Consider the following 25296-nt stretch of genomic DNA (forward strand, 5'->3'; position numbering starts at 1 on the left):
CAAACCAGTTTAGATATAAGCAAACGCATCGGCGAACATATGCTCGCGATGTGCACCTTGTTCAATAAAAGCATCGCGCACTACGCCGGCCATGGCAAAGGGGCCGGCGACATAAATATCGTAAGCCTCCAGCGAGACAAAATCCTCCAGCACGGCATGATGTACCATGCCGGTTCTGCCCTGCCAGCTGTCATCCGGCTGCTGTACTACCGGAATAAAGCGGTACTTGCTGTTTTGTGCCGCCCACTGCTGCATTACGCTGTTGTGATACAGCGAACTGTGCTCACGCACGCCCCAGTACATAAATACCGGCCGGTCCAGTTTGGCAGCCGCAATGGTTTGCGCAATGCTGTAGATATAAGAGAAACCGGTGCCGCCGGCGAGCAAAATCAGCGGCCGCTGGCTGTCGGCGCGAAATTGCGCATTACCCAGGCCTATTTCAGCTTGTACCGGTTGCTGTAGCTGATGTTGCTGCATTAAGTGCGCTAACGCCTGGCTGGCGTACTGGTCTGCCACGCTGCCACCGATATGCAACTCCAACTGCGACTGCGCCGGTGTGCTGGCAATCGAGAACGGCCGTTTGTCGCTGTCGCTTAAACACAGCTGTAAATACTGGCCACTGACGAAACTGCAGGGCTGTGTCGGGGTTAACACCACGCGGTTTACGGTGGGGGTAAGGGCTTCAATTAAATCTACGTTACAGGCAATAGTTGTCATAATGCTCTCAGCAATGGCCTTACGGCTTAGCCACGGATAAAAGGGTGGTGTAATACCAGATCAGTATTGGGGTAGGCTAAACAACAGTAGGTAAACTGCTGTTGTTTGTCCAGTTCGGTCAGTGGCTGCGGTACGTTATAGCGCACCTCGCCACTTTTTAGCTTGCAAACACAGCTGGTGCAAACGCCCTGGCGGCAGCGGTTGGGGAAATCAATACCGCTGCGCAGCGCTGCCTCCAGGATGGTTTCACCTTCCTGCACGGCAAAGCTCAGTTGTGCCGGGGCTATAGTCACCAAATAGCTCACAGTTTGGTGTCCTTAGCCGGCAGTGGGATGCCGAGGCTATCCCAGATGTTATCAACACGCCGCTTAACCGCCTCGTCCATCACGATAGGTTCGCCCCATTCGCGCGTGGTTTCGCCAGGCCATTTGTTGGTGGCGTCCATACCCATTTTTGAGCCAAGGCCGGATACCGGCGAGGCAAAATCAAGGTAATCTATCGGCGTGTTTTCAATTAAGGTGGTGTCGCGCGCCGGGTCCATCCGCGTGGTAATGGCCCAAATGACGTCTTGCCAGTCGCGGGCGTTAATATCGTCATCGCAGACAATAACAAACTTGGTGTACATAAACTGGCGCAAGAATGACCAAACACCCATCATCACCCGCTTGGCGTGGCCTGGGTACTGTTTTTTCATCGTTACTACCGCTAAGCGGTAGGAGCAACCTTCCGGCGGCAGATAAAAGTCGGTAATTTCCGGAAATTGCTTTTGCAGTATCGGCACAAAGACTTCGTTCAGCGCCACACCCAGTATTGCCGGTTCATCCGGTGGCCGGCCGGTGTAGGTGCTGTGGTAAATCGGATCTTTGCGCATCGTCATATGCGTAACAGTAAACACCGGGAAGTTATCTACCTCGTTGTAGTAACCGGTATGGTCGCCATACGGGCCTTCCGGCGCCATTTCACCGGGCGCAATATAACCTTCCAGCACAATTTCGGCACTGGCCGGTACCTGTAAATCATTACTGATACATTTTACCACTTCAGTATTATCGCCACGCAGCAAGCCGGCAAAACCGTATTCTGACAGCGTATCCGGCACTGGCGTTACCGCACCTAAAATGGTGGCCGGGTCGGCACCTAAGGCTACCGACACCGGGTAGTTTTGCCCGGGGTTGGCTTTTTGGAACTCAAGAAAATCCAGTGCGCCACCGCGGTGCGACAACCAGCGCATAATCAGTTTGTTTTTGCCCAGCAGTTGCTGGCGGTAGATGCCTAAATTCTGCCGCTCTTTATGCGGGCCTTTGGTAACGGTTAAACCCCAGGTGATCAGCGGCGCGGCGTCACCGGGCCAGCAGGTCATAATGGGTAGCTGAGTTAAATCGACATCATCGCCGCTGAGCACAACGTCCTGACAGGGCGCTTTTTTCACCTGCTTCGGTGACATATTCAGCACTTGCTTAAACAGCGGCAATTTACTGAAGGCGTCTTTTAAGCCTTTTGGTGGCTCGGGCTCTTTTAAAAATGCCAGTAACTTGCCTACTTCGCGCAGCGCCGATACGTCTTCCTGGCCCATACCCAGGGCAACCCGCTGCGGGGTGCCAAACAGGTTGGCCAGTACCGGCATGCGGTGGCCTTTAACGTTTTCAAACAACAACGCCGGGCCGGCCGCGCGCAGGGTGCGGTCGGCAATTTCGGTAATTTCCAGCACCGGGTCTACTTCAGCAGTTACCCGGAGCAGCTCGCCGCGCTGCTCCAGCTGGGCAATAAAATCGCGTAGGTCTTTATATTTCATGGTGGCCTGTTAACAGCAAAAGGGCATAACTACGGCATTAATGCCACTTCGATCAGAATGACGCCATTATACAGCTCTGTTGCGCGCTGACCAGTTTTGCCAATACGCAGTTAAGTCAGCAGGAAAATGGGGCGCTTAATTACATTTATCGCAGCCACGCAGAATAACGCCCAATTCACTGGGGTTAATGTCAGCTGCAATAACATGGAATATCTGCAGCAGTAAGCTGGCAGAAAATACGCCTTTGCTTAATTTTGAACGCAGGTTAGCGGGACTTTGTTGTATACCCATCTCCGCCAGCATGCTACTGAGCTCGGCGTACTTAATGCCACGTTTTTGTAACTCAGCTTTTACCAGACGTGACGCGACACAGTTCCATGGCGGTAATTTGTTGCTCATGATGCACACCTGAATAACATTGACCACATTTAAAATACATGGTACACATCTGCATAGCAAGGTATAGGTTTACTATGGAGAGTTCTGCCCATGAGATTGTTAAGCGTAATGTTAATAACGCTGTGCTGTGCACCGGTGTTAGCGGTAGATTATATTCAACCTAAACCTTTACAGGAAGTGGTAAAAACGCCGGTAGCAACCGTTAAGCCCGGTCAGCAGCAGTTACCCATTATCAGCTGGGGTGCTGATATGGCGACCATTTACGCCAACGGCAATAGTCAGAAAACCACCCAGCAATCTTTATTTGCCGGCGCAGGGTTGGATTTTAATCTGGCGCGTGAAGATGTTTTTGCCGTGCAACTGTCGAACTACCTCAGCGGCCAAACCCCGTACCTGCGCGGTACTATGGGCATGCTGAATATGGCTGCAGATGTGTTAAATAAAGACAGCCGAACCAAGCCGGTAGTTATTTTTAAATTGTCAGATTCTGCCGGCGGCGACGCCCTGGTGGTGAAAGACAATATCCGTACCGTGGCAGATCTGAAAGGCAAGACCATAGTGCTGCAGGCTTACGGCCCGCATGTCGATTACCTGACGCGTATTTTGCAAGATGCCGGCATGTCGGTAAAAGATGTCAATCTGCGCTGGGTGGCCGATTTAACCGGTAGCGATAACTCGCCGGCTGCTGCGCTGCGTACCAAAGACATCGACGCGGCCTTTGTTATTACCCCGGATGCACTGGCATTAACCTCGAACGGTGCAGTCGGCACCGGCTCAGAAGACTCGGTAAAAGGTGCGCGCATTTTGTTGTCGACCAAAACCGCCAGCAAGGTCATCGTTGATGTGTATGCGGTGCGCAGTGATTACCTGCAACAACAGCCCGACAAAGTGCAGGCCTTTGTCAGCAGCTTATTAAAAGCTCAGGAGCAGGTTGCTACGCTGGTTACACAGCGCAATCAACAAAAACAGGATTACAACAGCTTGCTGCGGGCATCAGCCCGCTTGCTGCTGGACGCCGAAACAGCAACGGCAGATGCTGAAGGCTTGTATCAGGATGCGGCGCTGGCGCTATTTAACGGCAATAAAGCGTTTTTCTCCAGCAGCACTGACTTGCGCCGTTTTGCCGTGATTGCCGAAGAATCACTGGCAGGGGTAAAAGCTTTACAGATGGCCAGCGGTGCTGCGCCGTTAACGGCCAAGAGTTGGAACTATGAGCTGCTGCGTAGCGGTATTGGTGCGGTGAAAACCGTTGAGTCCGTGCGGTTTGATGAGAATGCCGCCGCTGCCGTGGTGTCACGCAAGCAGCAACAAGGCTCGCTGGCCGACGGTGAATTGTATTCGTTTGAAGTGTATTTTGCTCCCAACCAAAATGCCTTTAGCGCAGAGTTGTATAAAGAAGCCTTTGATAAAGTACTTAATCTGGCGTCTACCTATGGTGGAGCGCTGATTACGGTAGAGGGCCATACCGATCCTATGGGCTATTTACGGCAGAAAAAGGCGGATGAAAATGCCCTGGTATTGGGACGGGTGAAGCAATCGGCTAAAAACCTGAGTTTCAGCCGTGCACAAAGTGTACGCAGTGAAATTATTGCTTATGCCGATAGCCGTGGCTTAGCACTCGACGCCAGCCAGTTTGTCACTGTGGGTCATGGTATTGCGCTGCCGAAAACCGGCATTTGCGGCGATGATCCCTGCGCGCCGAAAAACGAGCAGGAATGGCGCTCCAATATGCGGGTGGTGTTCCGCATCATTCAGGTGGAAGCCGAAGCTGACGTGTTTAAGCCACTGTAGAGCAGGATGAAAATGAGAACAGCATTATTACTATCTGCTTTATGTCTTGCCGGTTGTGGTCAGGATCCGCTGCCGCCGCAGCAACGCTCCAGCACAGAAGCGCCGCAGCAGCAAAGTTACGCCTTAGATGCCACCCGTTACGACTGGCCGGCAGCGAGCCAGGGCCAGGCGCTGGCCGGCAACGTGTTGGCACAAAACTATTATCTGGTGTTTGATGGTTCCGGCTCTATGTCAGAGCGTAACTGTGCCTCATCGCAGGAAAAAATTGTGGTGGCAAAGTCGGCGGTAAGTAAATTTATCAGCAGCATTCCGCCAACGGCTAACGTCGGTCTGTATGTGTTTGACCACTACGGCGCTCAGGAGCGCGTGGCGCTGGGACAAAACAGAAGCCAGCTGTTGCAGTCGGTGAAGCGGGTGCTGGCCAATGGCGGCACGCCGCTGCGCTCAGCCGCTGAGGCTGGCTATAAAGCCCTGACAGAGCAAGCGCAAAAGCAACTGGGTTACGGTGAATACCATTTAGTTATTGTTACCGATGGTGAAGCCGGCAGTAATGAAGATCCGGAGTCGGTTGTCAGGCAAATCCTGCGCGAGTCGCCGGTGCAAATTCACACCATTGGTTTTTGCATTGGTGAAGGCCACAGCTTAAACATTCCCGGACAAACCTATTATGCCGCTGCCGGCAACCCGGAAGAGCTGGACGCCGGTTTAGCTCAGGTGCTGGCTGAAGCGGATGACTACACTTTGCTTGACTACAACGGAACGGAACACTAATGAACCACGCCCGGCCGGCCATGGTGTTGTTTTTACTCGGTGCCATTGCAATAGGTGGTTACTACCTGTTTAAAGAACAACATCTGGAAAATGCCTTTAAAGCCAGCTCGGATGCGTCCGGAGCCAAAGACCGCATCCGCATCGCGGTAGACTCCTGGGTTGGCTATTACCCCTTGTGTTCGGCCGAGCTGAAAAAGCGCTTGCGCGAGCTGGGTTATGCGCTGGAATGCGTTGATGACGGCGCCGACTATCCGGCCAGGATGAAGCAATTACAACAAGGCGACATCGATTTTGCCGTGGCAACGGTAGACAGCTATGTGGTCGCCGGCGCTGCCGTGCGCTACCCCGGCGTGATAGTCAGTGTTATTGACGAGTCTAAAGGCGGCGATGCCATTATTGCGCGCAAAGCGCGTTTTGCCTCACTGGATGATTTAAAAAGCGGCAACATTAAAGTGGCGTTAACGCCATCATCACCCAGTGAGTTTCTGGCTAAGTCGCTGGCGGTGCATTTTGATCTGCCGCCGCTGGCCAGGTCACAACCATGGCTGGTGGCAACAGAAGGTTCAGCCCAAGCGTTACAGGCATTACAGCAGGGCAAAGTTGATGCCGCCGTATTATGGGAGCCGGATGTCAGCCGCGCGCTGCAAGACCCGCAGTTTCACCGCCTGATAGGCACTGAGCAAACCGAACGCATGGTGGTCGATGTGTTGGTGGCGCAGCGCGAGCTGGTGGCAAAAAAGCCTGAGCTGGTTAGCGTGTTTTTACAGCAGTATTTTCGCGTATTAAAACGCTATCGGGATGAGCCGCAACTGTTACAACAGGAGTTGGTGTTGCACACCGGCTTAGCCGCGGCAGACGTAGCAAACATGGTAAAAGGCGTGGCCTGGGCTTCATTAACTGACAATGCCTTAACCTGGATGGCGCACGACGCTAAGGTGCCGTCGAAAGAGGCGGCGATCAGCAGCATTGAATCGGTGATCTCGGTGCTGACAGACTACGGTGATCTTACCCGCAACCCGTTGCCGGACGCCGATCCGTACCGGCTGTTGAACAGCAGCTTTGTGCATCAGTTGTATCAACAAAGCAGCAGCGGCTTTACCGGTGCGGTTGATACGCTGCCACAGGCACAGCAGAGCTATGCGGCCTTAACGAACGCGCAGTGGCAGAATATGCGCGAAGTCGGTACGTTAAAACTGCGGGCGATTAACTTTTCCTCCGGCAGTGATGTGCTGTCGTTGGATGACAAAACGCGGCTGGATGATATTGCCGCCACCTTGTCGCATTATCCGCATTTCTATATTGATATCCGCGGCCATTCCGGCGTGCGCGGTGACCCGGCGGCCAACCGCCAGTTATCGCAGGACCGCGCCGATGCTGTCGCCCGCTACTTAGAGCTAACGCATAATTTTGCCGGCAACCGTATGCGTACGCTCGGCGTCGGCGGTGAGCAGCCGTTGGTGCGCCAACCCGGCGAAACTGAGCGCAGCTATTTTTATCGCCTGCCGCGGGTTGAACTGATTTTCCTGACCGAGCAGCTGTAAGCATGGCAGAGAAAGATTTATTTCAACCCGCGCAAATCAGGCGCGCCGTCGCGCAAAAAGCCGCCGTCAGCCCTTTTGTGCTGTATCCGGCGGTGTTAAGTGGTTTAGGCGCGGTAACCGGCGCGTTGTTTGGCTTTGGCGGCCTGGCATTGGGTGCTGTCGGTTTGGGCGCCGTCACGGCGGTAACGGCCTTTGCCACCGAGTTTGGCTGGCGCCGCGATGAGCACGCTAAGCATATTTTAATGCAGGCCACGCGGCGGATGGAACAACGCCGGCAGCAGGTAATTACCGGTATCAAGCAGGAGTTGGCCGGCCTGGATTTACCGTTAGCGGCCGAACAGGTAGACACTTTCAACTTAAAATTCAGTACCTTTGTTGCAGTGCTCAGTGACAGATTTGCGGTAACCGAGCTGACCTATGCCCGCTACTTAGGCGTGGCAGAGCAGGTGTATTTAAGCGGGCTGGACAATATTCGTAACGCCATGATTGCGCAAAAGGCGCTGGGTGCCGTTAATGTTGCCAGATTGCAGCAGCGTCTGGCTGATCTGGCTGCTGATGCGCCGGAGCGGGCCGTACTGCAAAGCCGGTTAGACGGTTTTAGTACCACCAGTGCGCAGATCAGCGAACTGTTGCTGTTGAACGAAAAAGCGTTAACCCAGCTGGATGATGTAACACAACGTTTAGCCAGAACCAAAGTAGAGCGCGGCATGGCCGATTCCGATACAGAGTCGGCCATTGCCGAGTTACACCGGCAGGGGCTGCGCCTGGCAGAGTATGCCAGCCAATAAGGATTAATGGAGACTGATATGAGCACAACAGGTGTAAGTGAACATCAGCATGACGCGCTGCAAGCCGTGTCAGCTGACATGCTGAAGATGGAGACCGATACGTCGGCGCCGCAGTCGGTACCGGCCGATATTATCCGCGCCGCCGATGAAGTAGTAGCACAATTGTTTGCCGTTGATGTCGACAATGAGACGGCAAAACAGCAGGCGGTGCAATCGGTAGAAACCATGGGCCTGAAGCTGCAGCAGGAAGCGTCGCGCCGGTCTGAAATTTTAAAGCAGCCGATAGCCACGCTGGCACGCAACAGTGAAGATGGCGGCCCGGTGGCCAAATCACTACTGGACCTGCGTGACACAGTAGAAGATCTGGACCCGAACCAGTACGACTTTTCCACGTCGGGGTTGCGACGTCTGCTGGCGCTGATCCCGGGTGTGGGCACAGCACTGCGGCGTTATTTTGCCAGGTTTCAGTCAGCCAGTGGTGTGATTGACAACATTATTACTGCGCTGGATAAGGGCGCCGAGCAACTGAAGCGCGATAATATTACCCTGGCCGACGACCAGAAGTTTCTGCAACAGCTGACAAAAAAGCTGGCACAAGCCGTGGTGTTGGGCCAGCAAATTGATTTAAAACTCAGCGCCAGGCTTAACGAGCTGCTAAAAGATGATCCGCGTTACGCCTTTATCGAGCAGGAGCTGCTGTTCCCGCTGCGCCAACGCATTATGGATTTGCAGCAACAGCAAGCGGTAGCGCAGCAAGCCGTGTTGACCGTTGAAGTAATTATCCGTAACAACAAAGAGTTAATCCGCGGTGTGCAGCGGGCACTGAATGTTACAGTAACAGCATTGCAAACTGCCGTCACCCTGGCGTTGGCGCTGGAGAATCAGCGCATTACGCTGGCCAAAGTCACTGCTGTCAATGAAACCACCAATAAATTAATTGCCGGTACCGCCAGCAAATTGCGCACTCAGGGCGTGGCTATTCATAAGCAAGCGGCCGCAACGCAACTGGATATCGCCGTACTGCGTACCGCCTTTGCCGATATTGCTGCCGCCCTGGATGATATTCAACAGTTTCGCCGCGCCGCCCTGCCACAGATGCAGCAAAATATTACTGAGATGGAGCATGCCAACGAGGCCAATGCACAGCGTATTGAGTCATTGCTGAAAGGCCGTGATTCGCAAGCAAAGTTGGGTTTAGGCAGTCAGATTGATCAATTATTTGAATTGGACCAAAAATCGGACCACACATTGAACAGCAAGGAGTAACACCTGATGACATTATTTCGTACCGCAGTACTTGGCGCGGCCTTACTGGCCAGTTGCAGCGCTTTGGCCGCTGACAAATTTAAAATGGCCTGGTCGCATTATACCGGCTGGGAGCCGTGGGCTTATGCGGAAGAGTCCGGCATCCTGAAAAAGTGGGCCGATAAATACGGTATCGAGATTGAGCTGACGCTGGTAAATGACTATGTCGAGTCCATTAACCTGTACACCGCCGGCCAGTTTGATGCCTGCACCATGACCAATATGGATGCGTTAACTATTCCGGCCGCCGGCGGTATTGATTCCACGGCACTGATCATTGGCGACTACTCGGCCGGTAACGACGGTATTGTGATGCGCAACGCCAAATCTATTGCCGATTTAAAAGGCAAAGACGTGTTGCTGGTGGAATTGTCGGTGTCACACTATTTGCTGGCGCGGGCGTTAGAAATGCATGGTATGAGTGAGCGCGATATCCGCGTGGTGAACACCTCAGATGCCGATATTGCCTCTGCCTTTGTGGCACAAAAAGACGTTGCCGTTGTTACCTGGAATCCACCGCTGCAGCAAGTCAGACAGGTGAAAAATGCCAATTTACTGTTTGATTCGGCCAAAATTCCGGCGGAAATCCTTGATTTAACCCTGGTGAAAACCGCCGCTGATGAGCGCTTTAAAAAAGCCTTAACCGGTGCCTGGTACGAGACAATGGCCATGATGAATGGTGGCGGCAAAGCACAAAAAGACGCGATCAGTGCCATGGCCCGCTCTGCCGGCTCTACCGTTGCTGAATTCAATGCCCAGCTGCAAACCACGCAAATGTTCTATCAGCCGGCCGATGCGGTGGCGGTAGCAACCAACACCAAGCTGGTCGACACCATGGACAGCGTAAGGCAGTTCAGTTTTGCCAAAGGCCTGTTCGGTGTTGGTGCAAAAACAGTTGACCATGTTGGTATCAGTTTCGCCAACGGTAAGGTGTTAGGTAACAGTAACAACGTCAAGCTGCGCTTTGACGCCGGTTATATGGAGATGGCGCGTGACGGCAAATTATAAGCCGGTAAAGCCCGCCCGGTTGTTTGGTGTGCATGCCGCACCAGGCAGCTGGCACAAGCTGCTGCTGGGCCTGCTACCGTTTTTACTGATTATTGCGTTATACGCTTATGCATCACATGCGCGGCAGCTCGACAACCCGGACGATAAACTGCTGCCTGGTTTCAGCCAGATGGTCGAGGCCATGCAGCCTTTGGTGTTGGAGCCCAGTCCGCGTAATGGCCAGTATGTGTTTTGGGCTGATACCTTGTCCAGCTTAACCCGGCTGGCGCTGGGTGCTGGCCTGGCGTTTATCTGTGCGCTGTGGCTCGGGCTGAATATGGGCGCCTTTCGCGGCTTAGAGGCGGCGGCCAGTCCCTTTATCACCTTTATCTCGATGATCCCGCCGCTGGCGTTGTTGCCAATGCTGTTTATTACGCTGGGCGTGGATGAGGTGGGTAAGGTGGCACTGATTTTTATCGGCACCTTTCCGCTGATGACGCGCGATGTGTTTATTGCCACCAAAGCTATTCCGCGCGAACAGTTGGTTAAAACGCTGACCTTAGGCGGCACACAACTGGCGTATCTGTATCGCATAGCGTTACCCCAGGTGATGCCGCGGGCGTTAGATACCTTCCGGCTCAGCCTTGGCGCAGCCTGGCTATTTTTAATTGCGGCAGAGGCCATTGCTTCTACGGATGGCCTGGGTTATCGCATTTTCCTGGTTAGGCGTTATCTGGCGATGGATATTATTATTCCCTATGTTGCCTGGATCACCCTGCTTGGCTTTTTGCTGGATTGGGCATTGCGGATGTTGTCGCGGCGCTTGTATCCCTGGTATGCCGGAGTAAACAGCAAGTGAATCAACAAATTAAACTTAGTATCGAAGATGTCTATAAGTCGTACGGTGATAAACTGGTACTGGATAATATCGATTTAAAAGTAGCTGCCGGTGAGTTATGTACCCTGGTTGGCCCCAGTGGCTGTGGCAAAAGTACCTTGTTACGCTTGTTATTGGGGCAGGAATTTGCCGATGCCGGCAACATTATTATTGATGGCGCACCGGCACGGCATCCGGATCCGCACCGCGGTATTGTGTACCAGAAGTACTCGTTATTTCCGCATATGACGGTGTTTGACAACGTAATGGCCGGTACGCGGTTAAGCAAACAAGCCTGGTATTTGCCGTGGCGGCGCGATGAGGCCGACGAAGCCCTGGCGGTGAGTATGCTGGAGCGCTTACGCTTAGTGGATGCCATGCATAAGTTTCCGCACGAATTGTCCGGTGGCATGCAACAGCGGGTGGCTATTGCCCAGGCATTGATGAGCAAGCCGCCGGTATTGCTGATGGATGAACCCTTCGGCGCGCTTGACCCGGATACCCGTGAGCAAATGCAGATCTATCTGATGGAGCTGCATGAAGAACATAAACTGACCATTTTCTTTGTTACTCATGACCTGGATGAAGCCTGTTATATCGGTACCCGCCTGCTGGTGCTGTCGCAGTATTACACTGATGATCGCGGCGACGCGCCTTTAGTCAGCCGTGGCGCAAAAATTGTCGGCGATTACCGGCTGGCGCGCGAAGCCTTGCCCACCACCGAAAAAGCCAGCGTGCAGTTTAAAGCCTTTGTAGAGCAAGTCCGCGCCAATGGTTTTAGCCCGAATAACCGCTGTCATGTCCGCGATTTTAACTTAAAACATCCGCACTCGTTTCAAACGCTGACCCGGCAAGAAAGCCAACTTTAAGCTCAGGTAGCACAGCAAGTCGCACGGCAGGTAAAATCGCTGTGCGGCCTGCTATGCGGCTGGGGTACAGCGCCGCCGCAGCTTATACTTACTGTTATGTAATCTACCCGGGTAATACGATGACAGAACAGGAAGGGGTGATAAAATTTCAGCTGGATTTTAGCCAACAAGCTGCGCTAAAGGCAGCTGATGTGGCGCAGATTAACAGCTGGCGCACTATTATGCTGCAGCTGGGCATGCTGGGCCAAACGCCATCACGCTACGACAACTATGGCTTTGGCAATATCAGCCAACGTTTTGGCGCGCAAAACCAGTTTATTATCAGCGGCACGCAAACCGGTGGCATCACTCAGATGACAGCGGCCGATTATGCGCTGGTTACCCACTGCCAGCCAGAGCAAAACCGCATTGTGGCTGTGGGGGAAACCAAGCCCTCATCGGAAGCGATGACCCATGGCCAGCTGTATCAGTTAAGTGCTGACTTAAACTTTGTTATTCATGCGCATTGCCCGCAGATCTGGCAGCAGGCCGGTGCTTTGGGGTTGGCGCAAACCCGCGCAGAAGTGCCGTACGGCACAGTGGCGATGGCGAATGAGGTGGCGCGGCTGTTTCGTGATACTAAGGTACTGCAACAAGGCATTTTTACCATGGCCGGGCACGAGGATGGCGTAGTGGCCTTTGGTAGTTGCGCAGAGCAGGCAGCACAGCGGCTGATCAGCGTTTATGCTGCTGCACTCAAACGTGAAGCTGAGCCAAACTAACGCAAAACTACTTAACAGTGCTGGCAACCGGGCAAATTGCCCGCTACAGTCATAACACCAGAGTCTTGATATCAATGATGATTTATGCAATTTCCTGCCAGTATTAAACAACAAACCTGTAGTGACTGTTTAAGCGGCCAATCGCTGGGCTTTCAAATTCGTATGGCGTTTCAGCCGATTATTGACTGGCACAGCAAAACCATTATTGCCTATGAAGCCCTGGTGCGCGGGCCTGAAGGTCAGGGTGCGGCCTGGGTGTTTGAGCATATCAATGACAGCAATAAATATTATTTTGATCAGGCCTGCAGGGTAAAGGCGATTGAAACAGCGGCCAGGCTGGGGTGTAACACTCTGCTAAGCATTAACTTTTTACCCAATGCGGTATACAACCCGGAAACCTGTATTAAAGCCACCATTGAGGCAGCAGATTTATACGGTTTTGATTTGCGCAAGCTGGTGTTTGAGGTTACCGAAGGCGAGCAGATCCCCGATAAAGACCATTTAAACCGTATTTTCCGTAGTTATTCCAAACGCGGTTTTTATACCGCTATTGACGATTACGGCTCCGGCTTTGCCACATTAGATTGGTTAATTGAACTGAAACCTGACATCTTAAAGTTGGATATGCAGCTGATCCGTAATATCGACCAGAACGCGGCTAAGCAATGCATCGTAGAAAAAACCATTGCACAGTGTGAATTACAGGGCACCAGGGTGTTGGCAGAAGGCATAGAAAGCAAAGCTGAGCTGGATTATTTATGCGCTGTGGGTATTCGCTACTTTCAGGGTTATTATTTTGCCAAACCGCAGTTAGAGCGTCTGGTTGATATTTCGCAAATCAGCAATCTGAATTAAAACAGGCGCCTTACGGCGCCTGCTGCTCAGAAGTTATAGCTGATTTTAGCGTAAATCAGCCGGCCGGAGCGGCCATACGGTGAGTAGTTAGAAAACGGCGTATTGCCGGTCGAGTTTAACGCTACCGGAAACGCCTCCGGGTACTGGTCAAAGATATTGTCCATACCCAGCGCTAAGCGCCAGTTATCGGTTACCTCAACGCGGCCTTCAATATCCACCAGAGTTTTGGCACCTAAGGTAAAGTCACGGGCCGGGTCATTATCCGGCGTTAATACTTCACCATAGCGGGTGGCGCGCAAGGTTGCGCTTACGCGGTCCAGATTCCAGTTTACAATGGCGCCCAGTTTGTCTTTCGGCGTGCCTTTTTCCAGTGCCAGAATATTAAGCCGGCCAAACAATGTTGGTGCCGGATCCAGTGCGGCCAGCTCGGCAGTTTGCGGCACCCTGGTGACTTCTGTCTCGTTGTAATTAGCCACAAAAGTCAGGTCAAAATCGCCGATAGTATCGGTAGGCAGTGACCAGTTCACCACTAAATCCAGCCCTTTAGTTTCGGTATCCACACCATTGATAAAGAAACGGCCGCCGGCAACACCGATAAAGCCCTGCTCTGCCAGATACTCACCAACATTGGCCTGGCTGGCGGTAGTGCCGAGGTTTTCTGACAACACAATACGGTCATCAATATTAATCTGATAGCCATCCAGCGTCACAGACACAGTGCCAAAACGCATTACCGCGCCCAGTGACAGGTTTACTGACTCCTCTGCATCCAGCGGTTTAGCCCCCAGGGCTATCGCTACCGGGTCATCCACCGGGAAGGTGGTAATATCAAAGGGTACACCGCCGACAAAGTTAGTTGAGGTGGTGGTAAAGTATTGCTGCTGCAAAGACGGCGCCCTAAAGCCATTTTGCAGCGAGCCGCGCAGGGCAAAACTGTCGCTGATATCATAGCGCAGCGCCAGTTTACCGGTAAGGTTGCTGCCAAAGTCGGAGTAGTCCTCGGCGCGCATGGCGACAGAGCCCAGTACGTTGTCGGTCAGATTAGCTTCCAGGTCAACAAACACGCCAACAGAGCGGCGGCTTTCGTTGGTTTGGTTAGAGGGGCGAAAGCCCGGGAAAACCTGAGCGCCGGACTGGGTGGGGCCGCCATTGGCCAATAACACGCCGCCATTGCGGTAGGAGTCCGGTTCACCGGCAAAAATGGTGTAGCTTTCACGGCGCAGCTCAACCCCGCTGGCAATATTCACCGGTGACGCCAGCGCAGCGACATCAAAGGAGGTCACGGCAGAAAAGTTACCGACTATCTGGTCATAATTAAAACCGCCGGCATCAAATTCCGTTTTACTGGCCGGGCCAATTGAGCGGTTAACGGTGTTTTCAATGGTAAATTCCATTTCGTTAAAACCGTACACCACTGACGCATCAAAGCTCCAGTCACCGCTGTCCCATTCATAACCCACCGCTGAGCTGGTGTCGGTTACATCCGGGGCAATAATTGGCAAAAAGCCATCCGGGTGTACTTCAATCACGTTGCGGTCATCTATGGCACGGCGGTAAAAGCCGCCGGATTTTGCTGCCCTGTCCTGGTAGCTAAGCCAGCTGTATAATTTGCCCGGGCCAACATTTAAACCAGCGTTAACAAACAGGGTAAACTGCTGCATTTCCGGTTCGCCGTACCAGGCATTAAAGCGTTCTATCGTTTGCTCGCGTGGATCAAATTCGCCATCCACTAACGGGTATTGCTGGCGGTAATCGTAGCCACCGCGCTCGGTACGTTCAGCATCTTTATATTCTGCCGATACCGTGACATAGCCATCGTTACCCAGCGCAAAGCCTTTCCAGCCGCTCAGGTTAACTGTTTCGCCGTCACTGACAGCACGTTCAATCTGGCCGGGCGCACTCCAGGTAGCACCGGCAGGCGGTGGGGTAGTAGGGGTGCTGTAATTGCTGTCGCGATAAGCGTAGGAGGTAGTAAAGTTGCCGCCTTCGCTGGCTTCACGTAAGCGCACGTTCAATACGCCGGCAATGGCATCAGAGCCATACTGCGCTGAGGCGCCGTCGCGCAGCACTTCTATCGCATTTACCGCTGCCATTGGAATGGTATTTAAATCTACCGCCGAGGCTCCGCGGCCTACGGTACCGTTTACGTTAACTAAGGACGCAGAATGGCGCCGTTTCGAGTTTACCAGTACCAGCGATTGGTCCGGGCTTAAACCGCGCAAAGTAGCCGGGCGCACGGTGTCGGTGCCATCGGCCAGGCCAGGCCGCGGGAAATTAAAAGACGGCAGCGCAATAGACAACGCCTGGTTCAGCTCGGTATTACCGGAGCGCTCCAGCGCGGTCGCGCCGACTATATCAATAGGCACTGCGGTATCGGACACCGAGCGGCCGGCCACACGGGTACCGGTAACCACAATTTGCTCAATTTTGGCGTCTTCAGCGGCGGTGTCGGTATTGCTTTGTTGGGCAGCTAAAGTGGGGCTGAGCAAAGCGGCGGCTATGGCAAGTGTTAATGGCGTAAGGCTAAAGTTGCGCATCTGTGTTCTCCTTGTTGTTGCATAAAGCCTGGTCGCCGCGCTACCCTTTGTCAAACGGGGCTTGCGGCCAGCAGGGGATTGTACGCTTCAGACAGATACTGCAGCCGACGACAAGCGTTTAACATTGTGGCACTATACGGCTATAGTATAGACATCCAGATGTCTTATATACCCGACTTAAGTCGTAATGGTTTACTCAGTAAGGGCAGCGAATGAAAAAAGATACCCGGCTTATTCATGCCGGCCGCCGCAAAAGTTATACCGGCAATGTAGTAAACCCGCCGCTGGTGCGGGCGTCTACCATAGTGTTTGATACCTTTGCCGAATTAAAACACGCCACGCAAAACCGCGGTAACCGCGTGCCGTTTTACGGCCGTCGTGGCACCGACACGCATTTTGCTCTGCAAGAGGCGATTTGTGAGCTGGAAGGCGGCAGCGGCTGTGCACTGTACCCGTGCGGTGCGGCGGCGGTAAGCGGTGCCTTGCTGGCATTTTTACAAAGCGGTGATCACCTGTTAATGGTAGACAGCGCCTATGAGCCCACCCGCGCGCTGTGCGACAAGTTACTGGCCGGGCTGGGGATAGAAACTACCTATTACGATCCGCAAATCGGTGCCGCTATCGCTGGCTTAATCAAACCCAATACCAGGGTGATCTTTCTTGAATCGCCAGGCTCACTCACCTTTGAAATGCAGGATATCCCGGCCATTACCGCTGTGGCGCAGCAGCACAATATTATCACCATTTTGGACAACACCTGGGCCTCGCCCATTTTGTGCCGGCCGTTTGAGCTGGGAGTGGATGTGTCGGTGCAATCGGCAACCAAGTATATTGTCGGCCATTCCGATGTGATGCTGGGCACCGCCAGTGCCAATGAAAAACACTGGCCACAATTGCGCGAGCACAGCTATTTAATGGGCTATTGCGCCTCGGCCGACGACGCCTACACCGCACTACGCGGGTTACGCACTTTGTCGGTGCGGTTAAAGCAGCACGAGCAAAGCGCGCTTAAGGTAGCCAACTGGCTGGCGCAGCGGCCGGAGGTCGAAACGGTGCTGCACCCGGCACTGCCATCACATCCCGGCCACAGCATTTTTCAGCGCGATTTCAGTGGCAGCAACGGCTTATTTTCCTTTGTGTTAAAGCAGGGTAGCCAGCAACAGGTGGAGGCCTTTATTGAGGGCATGGCACATTTTAAAATGGGCTTTTCCTGGGGCGGTTATGAGAGCTTAATTACCGCCACTATGAAGGTACAAAACCTGCGTACAGCGACCAAATGGCCCTACAGCGGCCCGTTAATCCGCCTGCATATCGGCCTGGAAGATGTAGAGGATTTACTGGCAGATTTAGAAGCAGCGTTTAGCCGGTTTGAGCAGGCGGGCTGAGACGGACTGGTCTCAGCTTTCAGCTGTTGTTGGGCTATACATCACTTTTAAAAATACGATTTTAAATTTTGCACGCGCTATAAGCCTTTGCATGGTTAACTGAATTTCGGGTGGTAAAGTCTAATTGTATGGTGGTCAAAACCGGTTGCTTTTGTTTATTCATAGCAGCGGGAAGCCATTGCCATTGGCTCAACGCTTCATAGGCTTTTTTGTTAAACATCTCACCCGGGAAGCTTTTAATTACCGTCATATTTTGGGGTTTTCCATCAGCGCCTATTAAAAGTGAGAACTCAACACAGCCCGATATTCCGTTTTGCCCTGCCATACGCGGATACTCAGGAACAACTTTGTGTTTAACCGCCCAATAGTCAGCTACAGCCTCTTTATGGCCAACTAAATCCACATATTCCGCTACGCCCGGTGGCTTTACTGTCGAGCAAGCACTTAATGCAAAGATTGCCGAAACTACTAACAGATTTGATTTATTCAAAAACGATTCCACCACTGGTTTTTTGGCCGTCCCAGTCTATTGATGTAAAGCCCGTAGCTTGATCATTAAATAACAGCACCATACGGTCAGATACCCCTTCCAATACCACTTCGTTTGGTGCTGTTACCACCCAATTGACCATTGACCAGCTTTTTAGCTTAGAGACAGAGCCGTCAGCAGCAAAGCTAAAAAGATATTCTCTACCCCGCCATTTATAAACCCAGGTAGTACCAACAAGCTTGTTTTTTAGCGCAACAGAGCCAGCCACAGTTTCAGGCATAAATCTCGCCAAAGGATCAGAAAACCCTAACGAGGGTATGAATAAAAGAATCAAGACGATCAACATTTTCATAGTGTTCTTTGCTCTACTGCATAGGTTAAAAAATACAGGTTGCTTAAGCTTGCCTTTAATAACTAAAACCCTGTGAATGGCTGGCTTTGCCATTAATGCTGTGCCGTGCACTTATTTGAACTGCTGACGCTTACGGCAGCGGCGAGGAACGAGTCCGCTGGCCGTTCTTGTTAGCGCAGTTTTCGTCACGGCGCAGACCTATAAGCCGTTTCTTCTGGCTCCCACTTAGAATCAAACGCCCACCGCAAGGCGATTGGGGTCGCCAACTCCGCATTGTTGCCATGCCTTGCGCCGGTGGTGAATTGGGAACGCCAGCGCAGTGTAACAGGAGCATGATTTTGCAGTGTTGTTATCGTGCTCTGAAAGGCTCCTTTCATTTTGTCGTTTTCTTCGCTGCCGAGGCTGAGAAACAGAGTACTTTTCACTGACGGATTAGCCTTCAGGAAATGGTCTAGCTGCTTTACCATCTCTTCGTTATCACGCCACATGGCAGGGCTATGCGCATAGTATGTCTCAAATAGTGTCGGCTCTGCCGTGAAAGCATATATGACGAAAAGACCACCGCGAGAATTCCCTGCCAGAGCCCGCGATGAAGTGGTTCGATAGCTCTTATCTATTTCAGGAATGAGTTCCTGGTTCATGAATGCCAGAAACTTGTCCGCGCGCCCGGTAGGGCTGTCCTTGTCGTCGATGTCTTGCAACATCATAGGCGGAGTGTAGTCGCGCTGCCGACCTTTACCATCAATGTTTGGGATTCCGACGACGATGACTTCCGGGATTGCCGCAATGCGCGCCATTAAGGCGGCTGATGCTGCGGTATGTATATCCTGAGATGAACCGTCGAGCACATAAATAACGGGATAGTGTCGGTTTGGTGCGCGTTCATAAGACTTCGGCAAGTGGATCAAATACTTCCGCTCCTCCCCAAGTAATTGAGAGGAAATAGCCTTCTGCTCTACTGACTCGTCAAATACGGGACGCTCGAACATGTAAAGACTGGCAAACCATGTAATGACCGCAGTCAAGGCGACAGTCAATGGCAAAACAACAAACGTCATTTTTTTCATAGGGGTGCAATCCATGATTGGTGTGACAGCTGCTTACGCAAAGCTTTGGGGCGGCTGGAGTGCAGCGTAAGCCGTCCCGGCCACGATAGTGGCGACAATAGCGCCTTGTTAGGGCATATAAAACAAGACTTGCTGGCCAAACCTTGTTTTTCTGTACCCAATAACAACACTCTGACCAACTTTAACACTTTTATAATATTTGTCACTTACCCTAAAATCTTTGTCTGAGCCTTTTAGATTAATAATCTTCATGTAATCACCTTTACCTCGCATCTCCTTAGATGTGACTACGACTAACATTTGATAAATTGGCTCATTAGAATATTTTCTGGCATGAATTGATGGAAACCACTCAGAGAGCATTTGAAATTGCATCATGAATAGAAATACTGTGAGTGCAGGTAAGCCTATTGATAAGTAAAGATAAAACTTTTTATTGTCTGCAACCCAGTTGAGCCTCTCTTTAAGTTCACAACGTCTCTTAATGAAAATAGTAATTGAAGCCACAAGAAAAAATGTGCAACAAATCAAAGACACTATTTTCGCAAGAATCACGGTTGACTCATTTGGTTCGAAGTTATTTCCAAAACTAAAGATCGACGAAATCGCTACAACAAATATGAATGTCAAAACGAAAAGAGATGCTATCTTCAAGTGATGCCCTAACGCCCGCCACAAACGCGAGCAACGTGTTGCGAGTCGAGCGCCCAAAGGGCGCGTTTTTGATGGCGCTTGTTAAGTGCGCACACTACAGAGACCAGCCATGTTGTTTTGCAATAATAGCTACCAAACGCGGAATATCTTGTTTTGCTGCAGCAATAAAATCCTGATCTGCAACAGTAGCACCAGCCAGTTCAATATCATAGCTTGCCGTTTGTATGAAATTTGAACCAGATGAATGATCTCGCCCCTCGACAAACGATACCCAAGGGCCATCAGTTGCAGCACTGCAACGTTCGAGAATGCTTTTTAGCTCATCTTTGGTTATATCCACAGCGTGATTTCCTTGCACACTTAACGCCGTGCGCATGCGCTCGAGCTTGTGAGCGTCGCAGGGGCCGCAGGCCCCGAATGCCGCACTTTGTTATGTAACATTACTCAATACTGGGGAATGGATGGTTCTTTACCAATCCCCACTTACCGTCAGCTTTTTCAGAACCTCTTGCGCCTGCTTTGAAAAGTAACCGTTTAGTCTCTTCATCGTTTGCTCCGATTACTGCAGACAGAGTTGAAAGACTGCGCCACTTTTGAGGGAAACGGTCGTCATCTAACATCGTTACCAGCATATTGATGCGACTTTTCTCCAAATCACTTTGAGGTTTCTCTTTTATCCAGTGAAGTAAAATATTTCCGAACATCGTCAGTAAGGAACCAATTACTGCACCAACTAAGCCAATGATTGCTATCCAAAATTTTGTATCAGATATAACTTGAGAAGCAATCTCGCCCGCTAACTGAGAATTATCCATGCACTCTCCTTGTTACATAACGCACGCCTAAACGGCGAGCAACTTGTTGCGAGTCCAGCGGCCATAGGACGCGATGTTTAAGGCACTTGTTAGCATAAGCTCGTAACTATCTTGTTGATTAATCACAAGCAAGCTCCAAGACATGACGATTATGATCTTTTCGTGAATCCCATAAAGTAGCCCTAGTCCCATGTGGAAAACACTTATCTTTGGTCAGACTTGTTAACCTGCCTTTCTCGTAGGTGATTAACTGTGTCAGAGAATTATCTGGATACGTAAAGGCGTAAGTTATAACAGCTTGCCTTAATGGCGTATCTAAGACAGATACGATCCATTGATTCTCTGCGTCGCATGGTATTGTAATCGTCTCTCCTGACTTACATATAAATACTGAAATAGTGCCTATAGCTCCTTTAGGCGGTGCGGTGAGCCATGTAATATCTTTTGATTTATCTATTTTTATATCACGTAGTTCCGAAGCAGGAACCAGAATTTGTACAGTCCTGACTATGTTATCCTCAGGTAGAGTCCAAAGCTCAAGGTGCCTTTGCTTTACTTCAAAACGTTGTTCCGCTTCTCTAGCAAATTCCGCAGTGAAACCAAATTGGCATTTTCCATCTTTGTGGAGGCTCATTTTATAGGTGCCACCCAAGATTCGGACGGCAACATAAATATCACCTTTTTTATTAGATCATATCCGCCAAATTGAACTTTCACATTTTTTCTCAGAGCCTATGGCCAACCTTACTTTGTTTGATGGCATCTGATGATCTCGATAAATGCTAACAGCTTATTCAAAGGATCAAAACCCGCGAGTTGTGTGTTTAAGATCCTGCAAGTTGCAAAATTGCATCCAGTCTAGGCTTGTAGCTGTTTGTAAATCAAGCATTTTAAACTTGTAGCAGGTTTGAGCCAGCAACTTGCGGGTGAGGCACCCGCAAGTTGTTGATAAAAAACTCAAGCGTAATTGCCGGCGCTTTAACCAGTTATATTTACCAGGTTTTATGGCCGATGTTTTGGCCGTTTTATTTGTCGTGCGGTACTGAGGTAGCGGCAGTTAATCAGGCGGCACTGCCGCCTGCTGATTGGCTTAGAAACTACATTTATTTACGCCGGCGTTGGCCAGTACGTGGGCTTTTACCTCGTTGGTGGGTAACAGGTTAAAGCTGTAGGGCAGGTTTAGCACTGCTGTTTGTTGTACATTTGGCCCGGCGATAATGCCGTCGCTTGGGTACTCCTGCCAATCGATATTACTGAAACTGTTACCGCGGGTATCCCAGTAACCAATGGCGTTGGAGTAAAACGACACTATCGGGTTTTTCGCGTTTTCAAACACATTGTTTTCAATGCGAATTACCGCGCCCATCCGGCTGTTAATGCCGGTGTCCTGAATGTCGTTGTAGTAGTTATTGTAAATATGGCCCTGACCAAAGCGGAACAGCGGCAGGCGTGAATTTACCTTGTGCCAGTGGTTGTGGTGAAAGGTAATACGGCGGTTGTAGTTGTCGGAATCACTGCTGCCCCACAGCGAGGTTTTCCAGCTGTCGTGCAGGTAGTTGTAGGAAATGGTCACATTATCTACGTCTTTCTTACCGCTGATCAGCTCGTCGTAAAAATCTTTACCCACATTCAGGCTGTTATAGATTTCGTTGTGGTCAATCCAGATATTGCTGGCCGGGCCTTCGATGGTAATGGCGTCTTTATCGCCGGTGTTGACGTAACGCAGCTTAAGGTTGCGGATAATTACGTTATTAGCGCGGAAAATTTTAATACCAATACCATCAAACAGCGCATTGTTGCCTACACCGATAATGCTGACATTATCCATATCTTTAATATCAAACTTACTTACACCGCCGGAATTACCGGGCGTAATAGTGCCGTTTACGCGGATAGTCAGTGGCCGGTTTAAATCGCGCTCTTGCAGTGCTGCCACCAGCTGAGCGCCGGTGCTTACCGTTACGGTTACCGCGTTGCTGCCGCCACCGCCGCTGGTGCCGCCGTTAAGTGAGGCATAACCTTGTGGTGTGGCAGCACAAGAGGTGATTGGGCCGGGCTCAACCGGATCGGTTGGGTCTGTCGGATCAGTAGGGTCGGTTGGATCCGTCGGGTTGCCGCCGTCGGTATTCAGATACACTTCAAACTCGGCAATCCGTGGCGCAGCGCTGGCGCTGAGAATTTCCAGATTAAGTTTTTTTGCGCTAACAGTGCTGAAGTTAACCGTTTTGCTGCTGCCAATGCTGCTGCCGCTGGCCAGTACAGTGCCGTTGTCATTATTCACCAGCTGCCAGCCGGTAATATTATTGCCCTGCTCGCGCAGTATTACCTGGTTAGCGCTAACCGCACTGCTCCATTTTACCGACACCCGCTGGCTGCTGTTGGCCGGCGCCTGCCAATAGCTTTGCAGATCTGCATCTTTTACATCGCCGTAGCTGGTGCCGCTGGCTTTACCTGAGCCATCGGCACCGGCGCCTGGCCCGGTAATGGCCAGATTATTGGCGTGTGCTAAAGCACTAAATGCCAGTGCAGTCGCCAGCACTGATAAGCGAATTGATTTGCCGTATTGCATCTGTCTTATCCTCTGTTGATTTCTTGTTGTTGCCCTGCCGTTACAGCAAGGGCCGGCTAAGCCTGCAACAGGCCGGCTGGCTTGGCTATTCCATATCTGGAACAGCCGGCGGATATCAGAATTCCGGCGGAGGGTTTAATGCAACATATTGATCTTAATAAGTAAATTAATTGTAATTTTTTGCCATGTAATAAATTTATCAACACAGTTTTTTCCGCCTGACATACAATAGCGGCAGATTATTTTCCGGACGCAGTAAGTTCTGAGGTGCAACATGAGTAGTGAAGTCGTAGTGCAGTTGCCGTCAATGCAGCAGCGGATAAAAGCCTTTGTTGAGCACAATACGGTGCAGCGTTTTTTGCTGGCGCTGATTTTGCTTAATGCCGTGACATTGGGCTTGGAAACCATGCCGGCGTTGATGGCGTGGGCGGGGCCGGCAATTCATCTGCTGGACAAAGCCATTTTAACGGTATTTGTGCTGGAAATACTGCTACGGCTGTATGCGCACCGGCTGGCGTTCTTTAAAGATGCCTGGAGTTTGTTTGATTTTGTCGTAGTGGGCATTGCGCTGCTGCCGGCCAGCGGGCCGTTCTCGGTACTGCGGGCACTGCGCGTGTTGCGGGTACTGCGGGTGCTGACCTTTGTGCCGTCGATGCGCAAAATTGTCGGCGCTTTGGTGCAATCGCTTAACGGCATGCTGTCTATTGCCATGGTGCTGGGGCTGGTGTACTACGTGGCGGCAGTCATGGTAACCAAGCTGTTTGGTGAGGCCTTCCCTGATTGGTTCGGCAGTTTGGGCGCGTCCTTATATACGCTGTTTCAGGTGATGACGCTGGAGAGCTGGTCGATGGGCATAGCGCGGCCGGTGATGGAGCAATTCCCCTATGCCTGGCTGTTTTTTGTACCCTTTATTCTGATCGCTACTTTTACCATGCTAAACCTGTTTATTGCCGTAATAGTAAACGCGGTACAAAGCATGCACGACGAGGAACATCAGGCCGAGCACGACGCAGAGCAGGCGACGCAGCAACAGTTACTGGCGCAGATGCAGCAATTGCAACAGGAGCTGAGCCTGCTGCGCTCGCAACTGCAAGCGCCTGCTGCAGCATCCGTTACGGTAAAATCCTCTACTGCAGAATAAAGTCTTCCAGTGAGCAGCCGGTAAGTTTACCAATTTGGCGGAACATATAAATAATGGCCGCCATTAGCATTACCATAACCGGCAGCGTGATCACCGGATAGCTCAGCCAGGTCATCCGGCCCAGTTCTTCCGCATAAGCACTGGTGCCGGGCGCACTAACCACTATGGCTTTAGCCAACACATAATTCAGCACGGCAGATAGAAAAAACGCTGCCGCGACCAGATAACCGGCGCGGGCCATTTTTTGCTCAAACAGCGCACTGTTATGTTTTGCCGCTAACGCCTGATACAACTTGTCGGTGTCGAGTAAGTCGGGGTTAATCAGCAGCTTTTTCACAAACGGAAACGCCGTGTATTGGCTTATCAGTACAATCAGGCCGATTAAGCCCGGGATCAGCGCTTCTTTAACGGCGATATAAGAAGGTGGCAGCTGCAGCAAGCTGATACCGCCAGTGAGCAGTACGCTGACAATGCCCAAAACAGAGAAAAAATTCACCTTGCCGGACTGTTTTAACTCCCACAAACCAAACAGCAGCGGAAACGCCAGCGCTATCACCACCGCCCACACCGGCCCCAGGGCGTCTTCACCGCTAAAGCGGCTGAGAATAACCGCAGGCAGCACGACGTTAATCAGCAAGTTACTGAGAAAGCCTGATTTTTTCTGCTTGGGCTGAGGGTGTTGTGGCGTTGTCATTAATGTTTATCCGCGCGTTAAGTTTGCCACAGTATACCAAGCTATCGCCGTTGTGCTTATAAAAACCTATAAGAGCGCCATCACACAGACGTCTGCCCGGCAGCATGGTACAAGCGTGGCAACTGAAAGCTGTTTTGCG

General features: G+C 51.4%; 26 protein-coding genes. 12 read left to right on the plus strand and 14 right to left on the minus strand.

Translation table 11 applies throughout. The features are described 5' to 3' along the window. Positions 1-9: 9 nt before the first annotated feature. The 4 genes from fre to Q8O77_RS04940 all read right to left on the minus strand — a co-directional run bounded on the left by fre (position 10) and on the right by Q8O77_RS04940 (position 2908). Positions 10-717, minus strand: coding sequence for an NAD(P)H-flavin reductase (gene fre / locus Q8O77_RS04925; protein WP_305551733.1), 708 nt, complete (start codon positions 715-717; stop codon positions 10-12). Between the two features lie 26 nt (positions 718-743). Then, positions 744-1022 (minus strand): 2Fe-2S iron-sulfur cluster-binding protein, encoded by a 279-nt coding sequence (locus Q8O77_RS04930; protein ID WP_305551734.1) that lies wholly within the window; start codon positions 1020-1022, stop codon positions 744-746. Beyond that, positions 1019-2509 carry a 4-hydroxy-3-polyprenylbenzoate decarboxylase gene (gene ubiD / locus Q8O77_RS04935; protein ID WP_305551735.1) on the minus strand — a complete coding sequence of 497 codons (1491 nt, stop codon included), beginning with the start codon at positions 2507-2509 and terminating at the stop codon, positions 1019-1021. Before ubiD ends, Q8O77_RS04930 begins: the two co-directional genes overlap by 4 nt. A gap of 135 nt (positions 2510-2644) precedes the next feature. After that, entirely contained in the window at positions 2645-2908 is a 264-nt protein-coding gene (locus tag Q8O77_RS04940; RefSeq protein ID WP_305551736.1) for a DUF6471 domain-containing protein, read from the minus strand. Between the two features lie 90 nt (positions 2909-2998). Between Q8O77_RS04940 and Q8O77_RS04945 the strand changes: the two genes are divergently transcribed. From Q8O77_RS04945 to Q8O77_RS04990, 10 genes are all read left to right on the plus strand, one after another. Beyond that, positions 2999-4699 carry an ABC transporter substrate-binding protein gene (locus Q8O77_RS04945; protein ID WP_305551737.1) on the plus strand — a complete coding sequence of 567 codons (1701 nt, stop codon included), beginning with the start codon at positions 2999-3001 and terminating at the stop codon, positions 4697-4699. A gap of 12 nt (positions 4700-4711) precedes the next feature. After that, positions 4712-5470: a VWA domain-containing protein gene (locus Q8O77_RS04950; protein WP_305551738.1), complete on the plus strand. Its 759-nt coding sequence runs from the start codon at positions 4712-4714 to the stop codon at positions 5468-5470. Beyond that, complete coding sequence (locus Q8O77_RS04955; protein ID WP_305551739.1) at positions 5470-7011, plus strand: phosphate ABC transporter substrate-binding/OmpA family protein; 1542 nt, start codon at positions 5470-5472, stop codon at positions 7009-7011. Before Q8O77_RS04950 ends, Q8O77_RS04955 begins: the two co-directional genes overlap by 1 nt. 2 nt (positions 7012-7013) lie before the next feature. Further along, positions 7014-7799, plus strand: coding sequence for a hypothetical protein (locus Q8O77_RS04960; RefSeq protein ID WP_305551740.1), 786 nt, complete (start codon positions 7014-7016; stop codon positions 7797-7799). Positions 7800-7817: 18 nt separating this feature from the next. Further along, positions 7818-9065 (plus strand): toxic anion resistance protein, encoded by a 1248-nt coding sequence (locus Q8O77_RS04965; RefSeq protein ID WP_305551741.1) that lies wholly within the window; start codon positions 7818-7820, stop codon positions 9063-9065. A 6-nt stretch (positions 9066-9071) separates the two neighbouring features. Continuing rightward, the gene (locus tag Q8O77_RS04970; RefSeq protein ID WP_305551742.1) at positions 9072-10112 is read left to right on the plus strand and encodes a putative urea ABC transporter substrate-binding protein; all 1041 of its coding nucleotides are present in this window, start codon (positions 9072-9074) and stop codon (positions 10110-10112) included. Next, positions 10096-10950 (plus strand): ABC transporter permease, encoded by an 855-nt coding sequence (locus Q8O77_RS04975; protein WP_305551743.1) that lies wholly within the window; start codon positions 10096-10098, stop codon positions 10948-10950. The genes Q8O77_RS04970 and Q8O77_RS04975 overlap by 17 nt, the downstream gene beginning before the upstream one ends. Further along, positions 10947-11837 (plus strand): ABC transporter ATP-binding protein, encoded by an 891-nt coding sequence (locus tag Q8O77_RS04980; protein WP_305551744.1) that lies wholly within the window; start codon positions 10947-10949, stop codon positions 11835-11837. Before Q8O77_RS04975 ends, Q8O77_RS04980 begins: the two co-directional genes overlap by 4 nt. A 119-nt stretch (positions 11838-11956) precedes the next feature. Next, positions 11957-12598 (plus strand): class II aldolase/adducin family protein, encoded by a 642-nt coding sequence (locus Q8O77_RS04985; protein WP_305551745.1) that lies wholly within the window; start codon positions 11957-11959, stop codon positions 12596-12598. Between the two features lie 84 nt (positions 12599-12682). After that, positions 12683-13453, plus strand: coding sequence for an EAL domain-containing protein (locus Q8O77_RS04990; protein ID WP_305551746.1), 771 nt, complete (start codon positions 12683-12685; stop codon positions 13451-13453). A gap of 26 nt (positions 13454-13479) precedes the next feature. On the opposite strand, the gene Q8O77_RS04995 is transcribed toward Q8O77_RS04990, so the two are convergent. Then, a complete protein-coding gene (locus Q8O77_RS04995; RefSeq protein WP_305551747.1) occupies positions 13480-15990 on the minus strand; it encodes a TonB-dependent siderophore receptor in 2511 nt (836 codons plus the stop codon). A 212-nt stretch (positions 15991-16202) separates the two neighbouring features. On the opposite strand from Q8O77_RS04995, the gene Q8O77_RS05000 reads away from it, so the two are divergent. Continuing rightward, positions 16203-17375, plus strand: a complete 1173-nt coding sequence (locus Q8O77_RS05000; protein ID WP_305551748.1) for a cystathionine beta-lyase — start codon at positions 16203-16205, stop codon at positions 17373-17375. Positions 17376-17436: 61 nt separating this feature from the next. Here Q8O77_RS05000 and Q8O77_RS05005 read toward each other — a convergent pair whose 3' ends face one another. From Q8O77_RS05005 to Q8O77_RS05040, 8 genes are all read right to left on the minus strand, one after another. Continuing rightward, positions 17437-17865, minus strand: a complete 429-nt coding sequence (locus Q8O77_RS05005; protein ID WP_305551749.1) for an energy transducer TonB — start codon at positions 17863-17865, stop codon at positions 17437-17439. Then, on the minus strand, positions 17858-18310 hold the full coding sequence (locus Q8O77_RS05010) for a hypothetical protein (protein WP_305551750.1): 453 nt from the start codon (positions 18308-18310) through the stop codon (positions 17858-17860). The genes Q8O77_RS05005 and Q8O77_RS05010 overlap by 8 nt, the downstream gene beginning before the upstream one ends. Positions 18311-18402: 92 nt before the next feature. Beyond that, positions 18403-19284: an alpha/beta hydrolase gene (locus Q8O77_RS05015; protein ID WP_305551751.1), complete on the minus strand. Its 882-nt coding sequence runs from the start codon at positions 19282-19284 to the stop codon at positions 18403-18405. 108 nt (positions 19285-19392) lie between these two features. Beyond that, positions 19393-19839: a hypothetical protein gene (locus tag Q8O77_RS05020; RefSeq protein ID WP_305551752.1), complete on the minus strand. Its 447-nt coding sequence runs from the start codon at positions 19837-19839 to the stop codon at positions 19393-19395. Positions 19840-20032: 193 nt separating this feature from the next. Continuing rightward, positions 20033-20278, minus strand: a complete 246-nt coding sequence (locus tag Q8O77_RS05025; RefSeq protein WP_305551753.1) for a hypothetical protein — start codon at positions 20276-20278, stop codon at positions 20033-20035. A gap of 100 nt (positions 20279-20378) precedes the next feature. Beyond that, positions 20379-20753 carry a hypothetical protein gene (locus Q8O77_RS05030; protein WP_305551754.1) on the minus strand — a complete coding sequence of 125 codons (375 nt, stop codon included), beginning with the start codon at positions 20751-20753 and terminating at the stop codon, positions 20379-20381. Between the two features lie 118 nt (positions 20754-20871). After that, positions 20872-21387: a hypothetical protein gene (locus Q8O77_RS05035; RefSeq protein ID WP_305551755.1), complete on the minus strand. Its 516-nt coding sequence runs from the start codon at positions 21385-21387 to the stop codon at positions 20872-20874. Positions 21388-21843: 456 nt separating this feature from the next. Then, the gene (locus tag Q8O77_RS05040; protein WP_305551756.1) at positions 21844-23322 is read right to left on the minus strand and encodes a polysaccharide lyase family 1 protein; all 1479 of its coding nucleotides are present in this window, start codon (positions 23320-23322) and stop codon (positions 21844-21846) included. A 274-nt stretch (positions 23323-23596) separates the two neighbouring features. Here Q8O77_RS05040 and Q8O77_RS05045 point away from each other — a divergent pair, with 274 nt between their 5' ends. After that, complete coding sequence (locus tag Q8O77_RS05045; RefSeq protein WP_305551757.1) at positions 23597-24463, plus strand: ion transporter; 867 nt, start codon at positions 23597-23599, stop codon at positions 24461-24463. On the opposite strand, the gene Q8O77_RS05050 is transcribed toward Q8O77_RS05045, so the two are convergent. Then, positions 24450-25157: a VC0807 family protein gene (locus Q8O77_RS05050; protein ID WP_305551758.1), complete on the minus strand. Its 708-nt coding sequence runs from the start codon at positions 25155-25157 to the stop codon at positions 24450-24452. The genes Q8O77_RS05045 and Q8O77_RS05050 overlap by 14 nt on opposite strands. Positions 25158-25296 lie beyond the last annotated feature (139 nt).

Origin of the sequence: Rheinheimera sp. (assembly GCF_030690345.1) — a bacterium.
Lineage (GTDB): Bacteria > Pseudomonadota > Gammaproteobacteria > Enterobacterales > Alteromonadaceae > Alishewanella.

Coding starts and splice junctions, on each gene's coding strand:
- fre (WP_305551733.1), bottom strand. CDS start 717: ATGACAACTATTGCCTGTAACGTAGATTTAATTGAAGCCCTTACCCCC.
- ubiD (WP_305551735.1), bottom strand. CDS start 2,509: ATGAAATATAAAGACCTACGCGATTTTATTGCCCAGCTGGAGCAGCGC.
- Q8O77_RS04940 (WP_305551736.1), bottom strand. CDS start 2,908: ATGAGCAACAAATTACCGCCATGGAACTGTGTCGCGTCACGTCTGGTA.
- Q8O77_RS04945 (WP_305551737.1), top strand. CDS start 2,999: ATGAGATTGTTAAGCGTAATGTTAATAACGCTGTGCTGTGCACCGGTG.
- Q8O77_RS04950 (WP_305551738.1), top strand. CDS start 4,712: ATGAGAACAGCATTATTACTATCTGCTTTATGTCTTGCCGGTTGTGGT.
- Q8O77_RS04955 (WP_305551739.1), top strand. CDS start 5,470: ATGAACCACGCCCGGCCGGCCATGGTGTTGTTTTTACTCGGTGCCATT.
- Q8O77_RS04960 (WP_305551740.1), top strand. CDS start 7,014: ATGGCAGAGAAAGATTTATTTCAACCCGCGCAAATCAGGCGCGCCGTC.
- Q8O77_RS04965 (WP_305551741.1), top strand. CDS start 7,818: ATGAGCACAACAGGTGTAAGTGAACATCAGCATGACGCGCTGCAAGCC.
- Q8O77_RS04970 (WP_305551742.1), top strand. CDS start 9,072: ATGACATTATTTCGTACCGCAGTACTTGGCGCGGCCTTACTGGCCAGT.
- Q8O77_RS04985 (WP_305551745.1), top strand. CDS start 11,957: ATGACAGAACAGGAAGGGGTGATAAAATTTCAGCTGGATTTTAGCCAA.
- Q8O77_RS04990 (WP_305551746.1), top strand. CDS start 12,683: ATGCAATTTCCTGCCAGTATTAAACAACAAACCTGTAGTGACTGTTTA.
- Q8O77_RS04995 (WP_305551747.1), bottom strand. CDS start 15,990: ATGCGCAACTTTAGCCTTACGCCATTAACACTTGCCATAGCCGCCGCT.
- Q8O77_RS05000 (WP_305551748.1), top strand. CDS start 16,203: ATGAAAAAAGATACCCGGCTTATTCATGCCGGCCGCCGCAAAAGTTAT.
- Q8O77_RS05010 (WP_305551750.1), bottom strand. CDS start 18,310: ATGGCAAAGCCAGCCATTCACAGGGTTTTAGTTATTAAAGGCAAGCTT.
- Q8O77_RS05015 (WP_305551751.1), bottom strand. CDS start 19,284: ATGAAAAAAATGACGTTTGTTGTTTTGCCATTGACTGTCGCCTTGACT.
- Q8O77_RS05030 (WP_305551754.1), bottom strand. CDS start 20,753: ATGGATAATTCTCAGTTAGCGGGCGAGATTGCTTCTCAAGTTATATCT.
- Q8O77_RS05035 (WP_305551755.1), bottom strand. CDS start 21,387: ATGAGCCTCCACAAAGATGGAAAATGCCAATTTGGTTTCACTGCGGAA.
- Q8O77_RS05040 (WP_305551756.1), bottom strand. CDS start 23,322: ATGCAATACGGCAAATCAATTCGCTTATCAGTGCTGGCGACTGCACTG.
- Q8O77_RS05045 (WP_305551757.1), top strand. CDS start 23,597: ATGAGTAGTGAAGTCGTAGTGCAGTTGCCGTCAATGCAGCAGCGGATA.
- Q8O77_RS05050 (WP_305551758.1), bottom strand. CDS start 25,157: ATGACAACGCCACAACACCCTCAGCCCAAGCAGAAAAAATCAGGCTTT.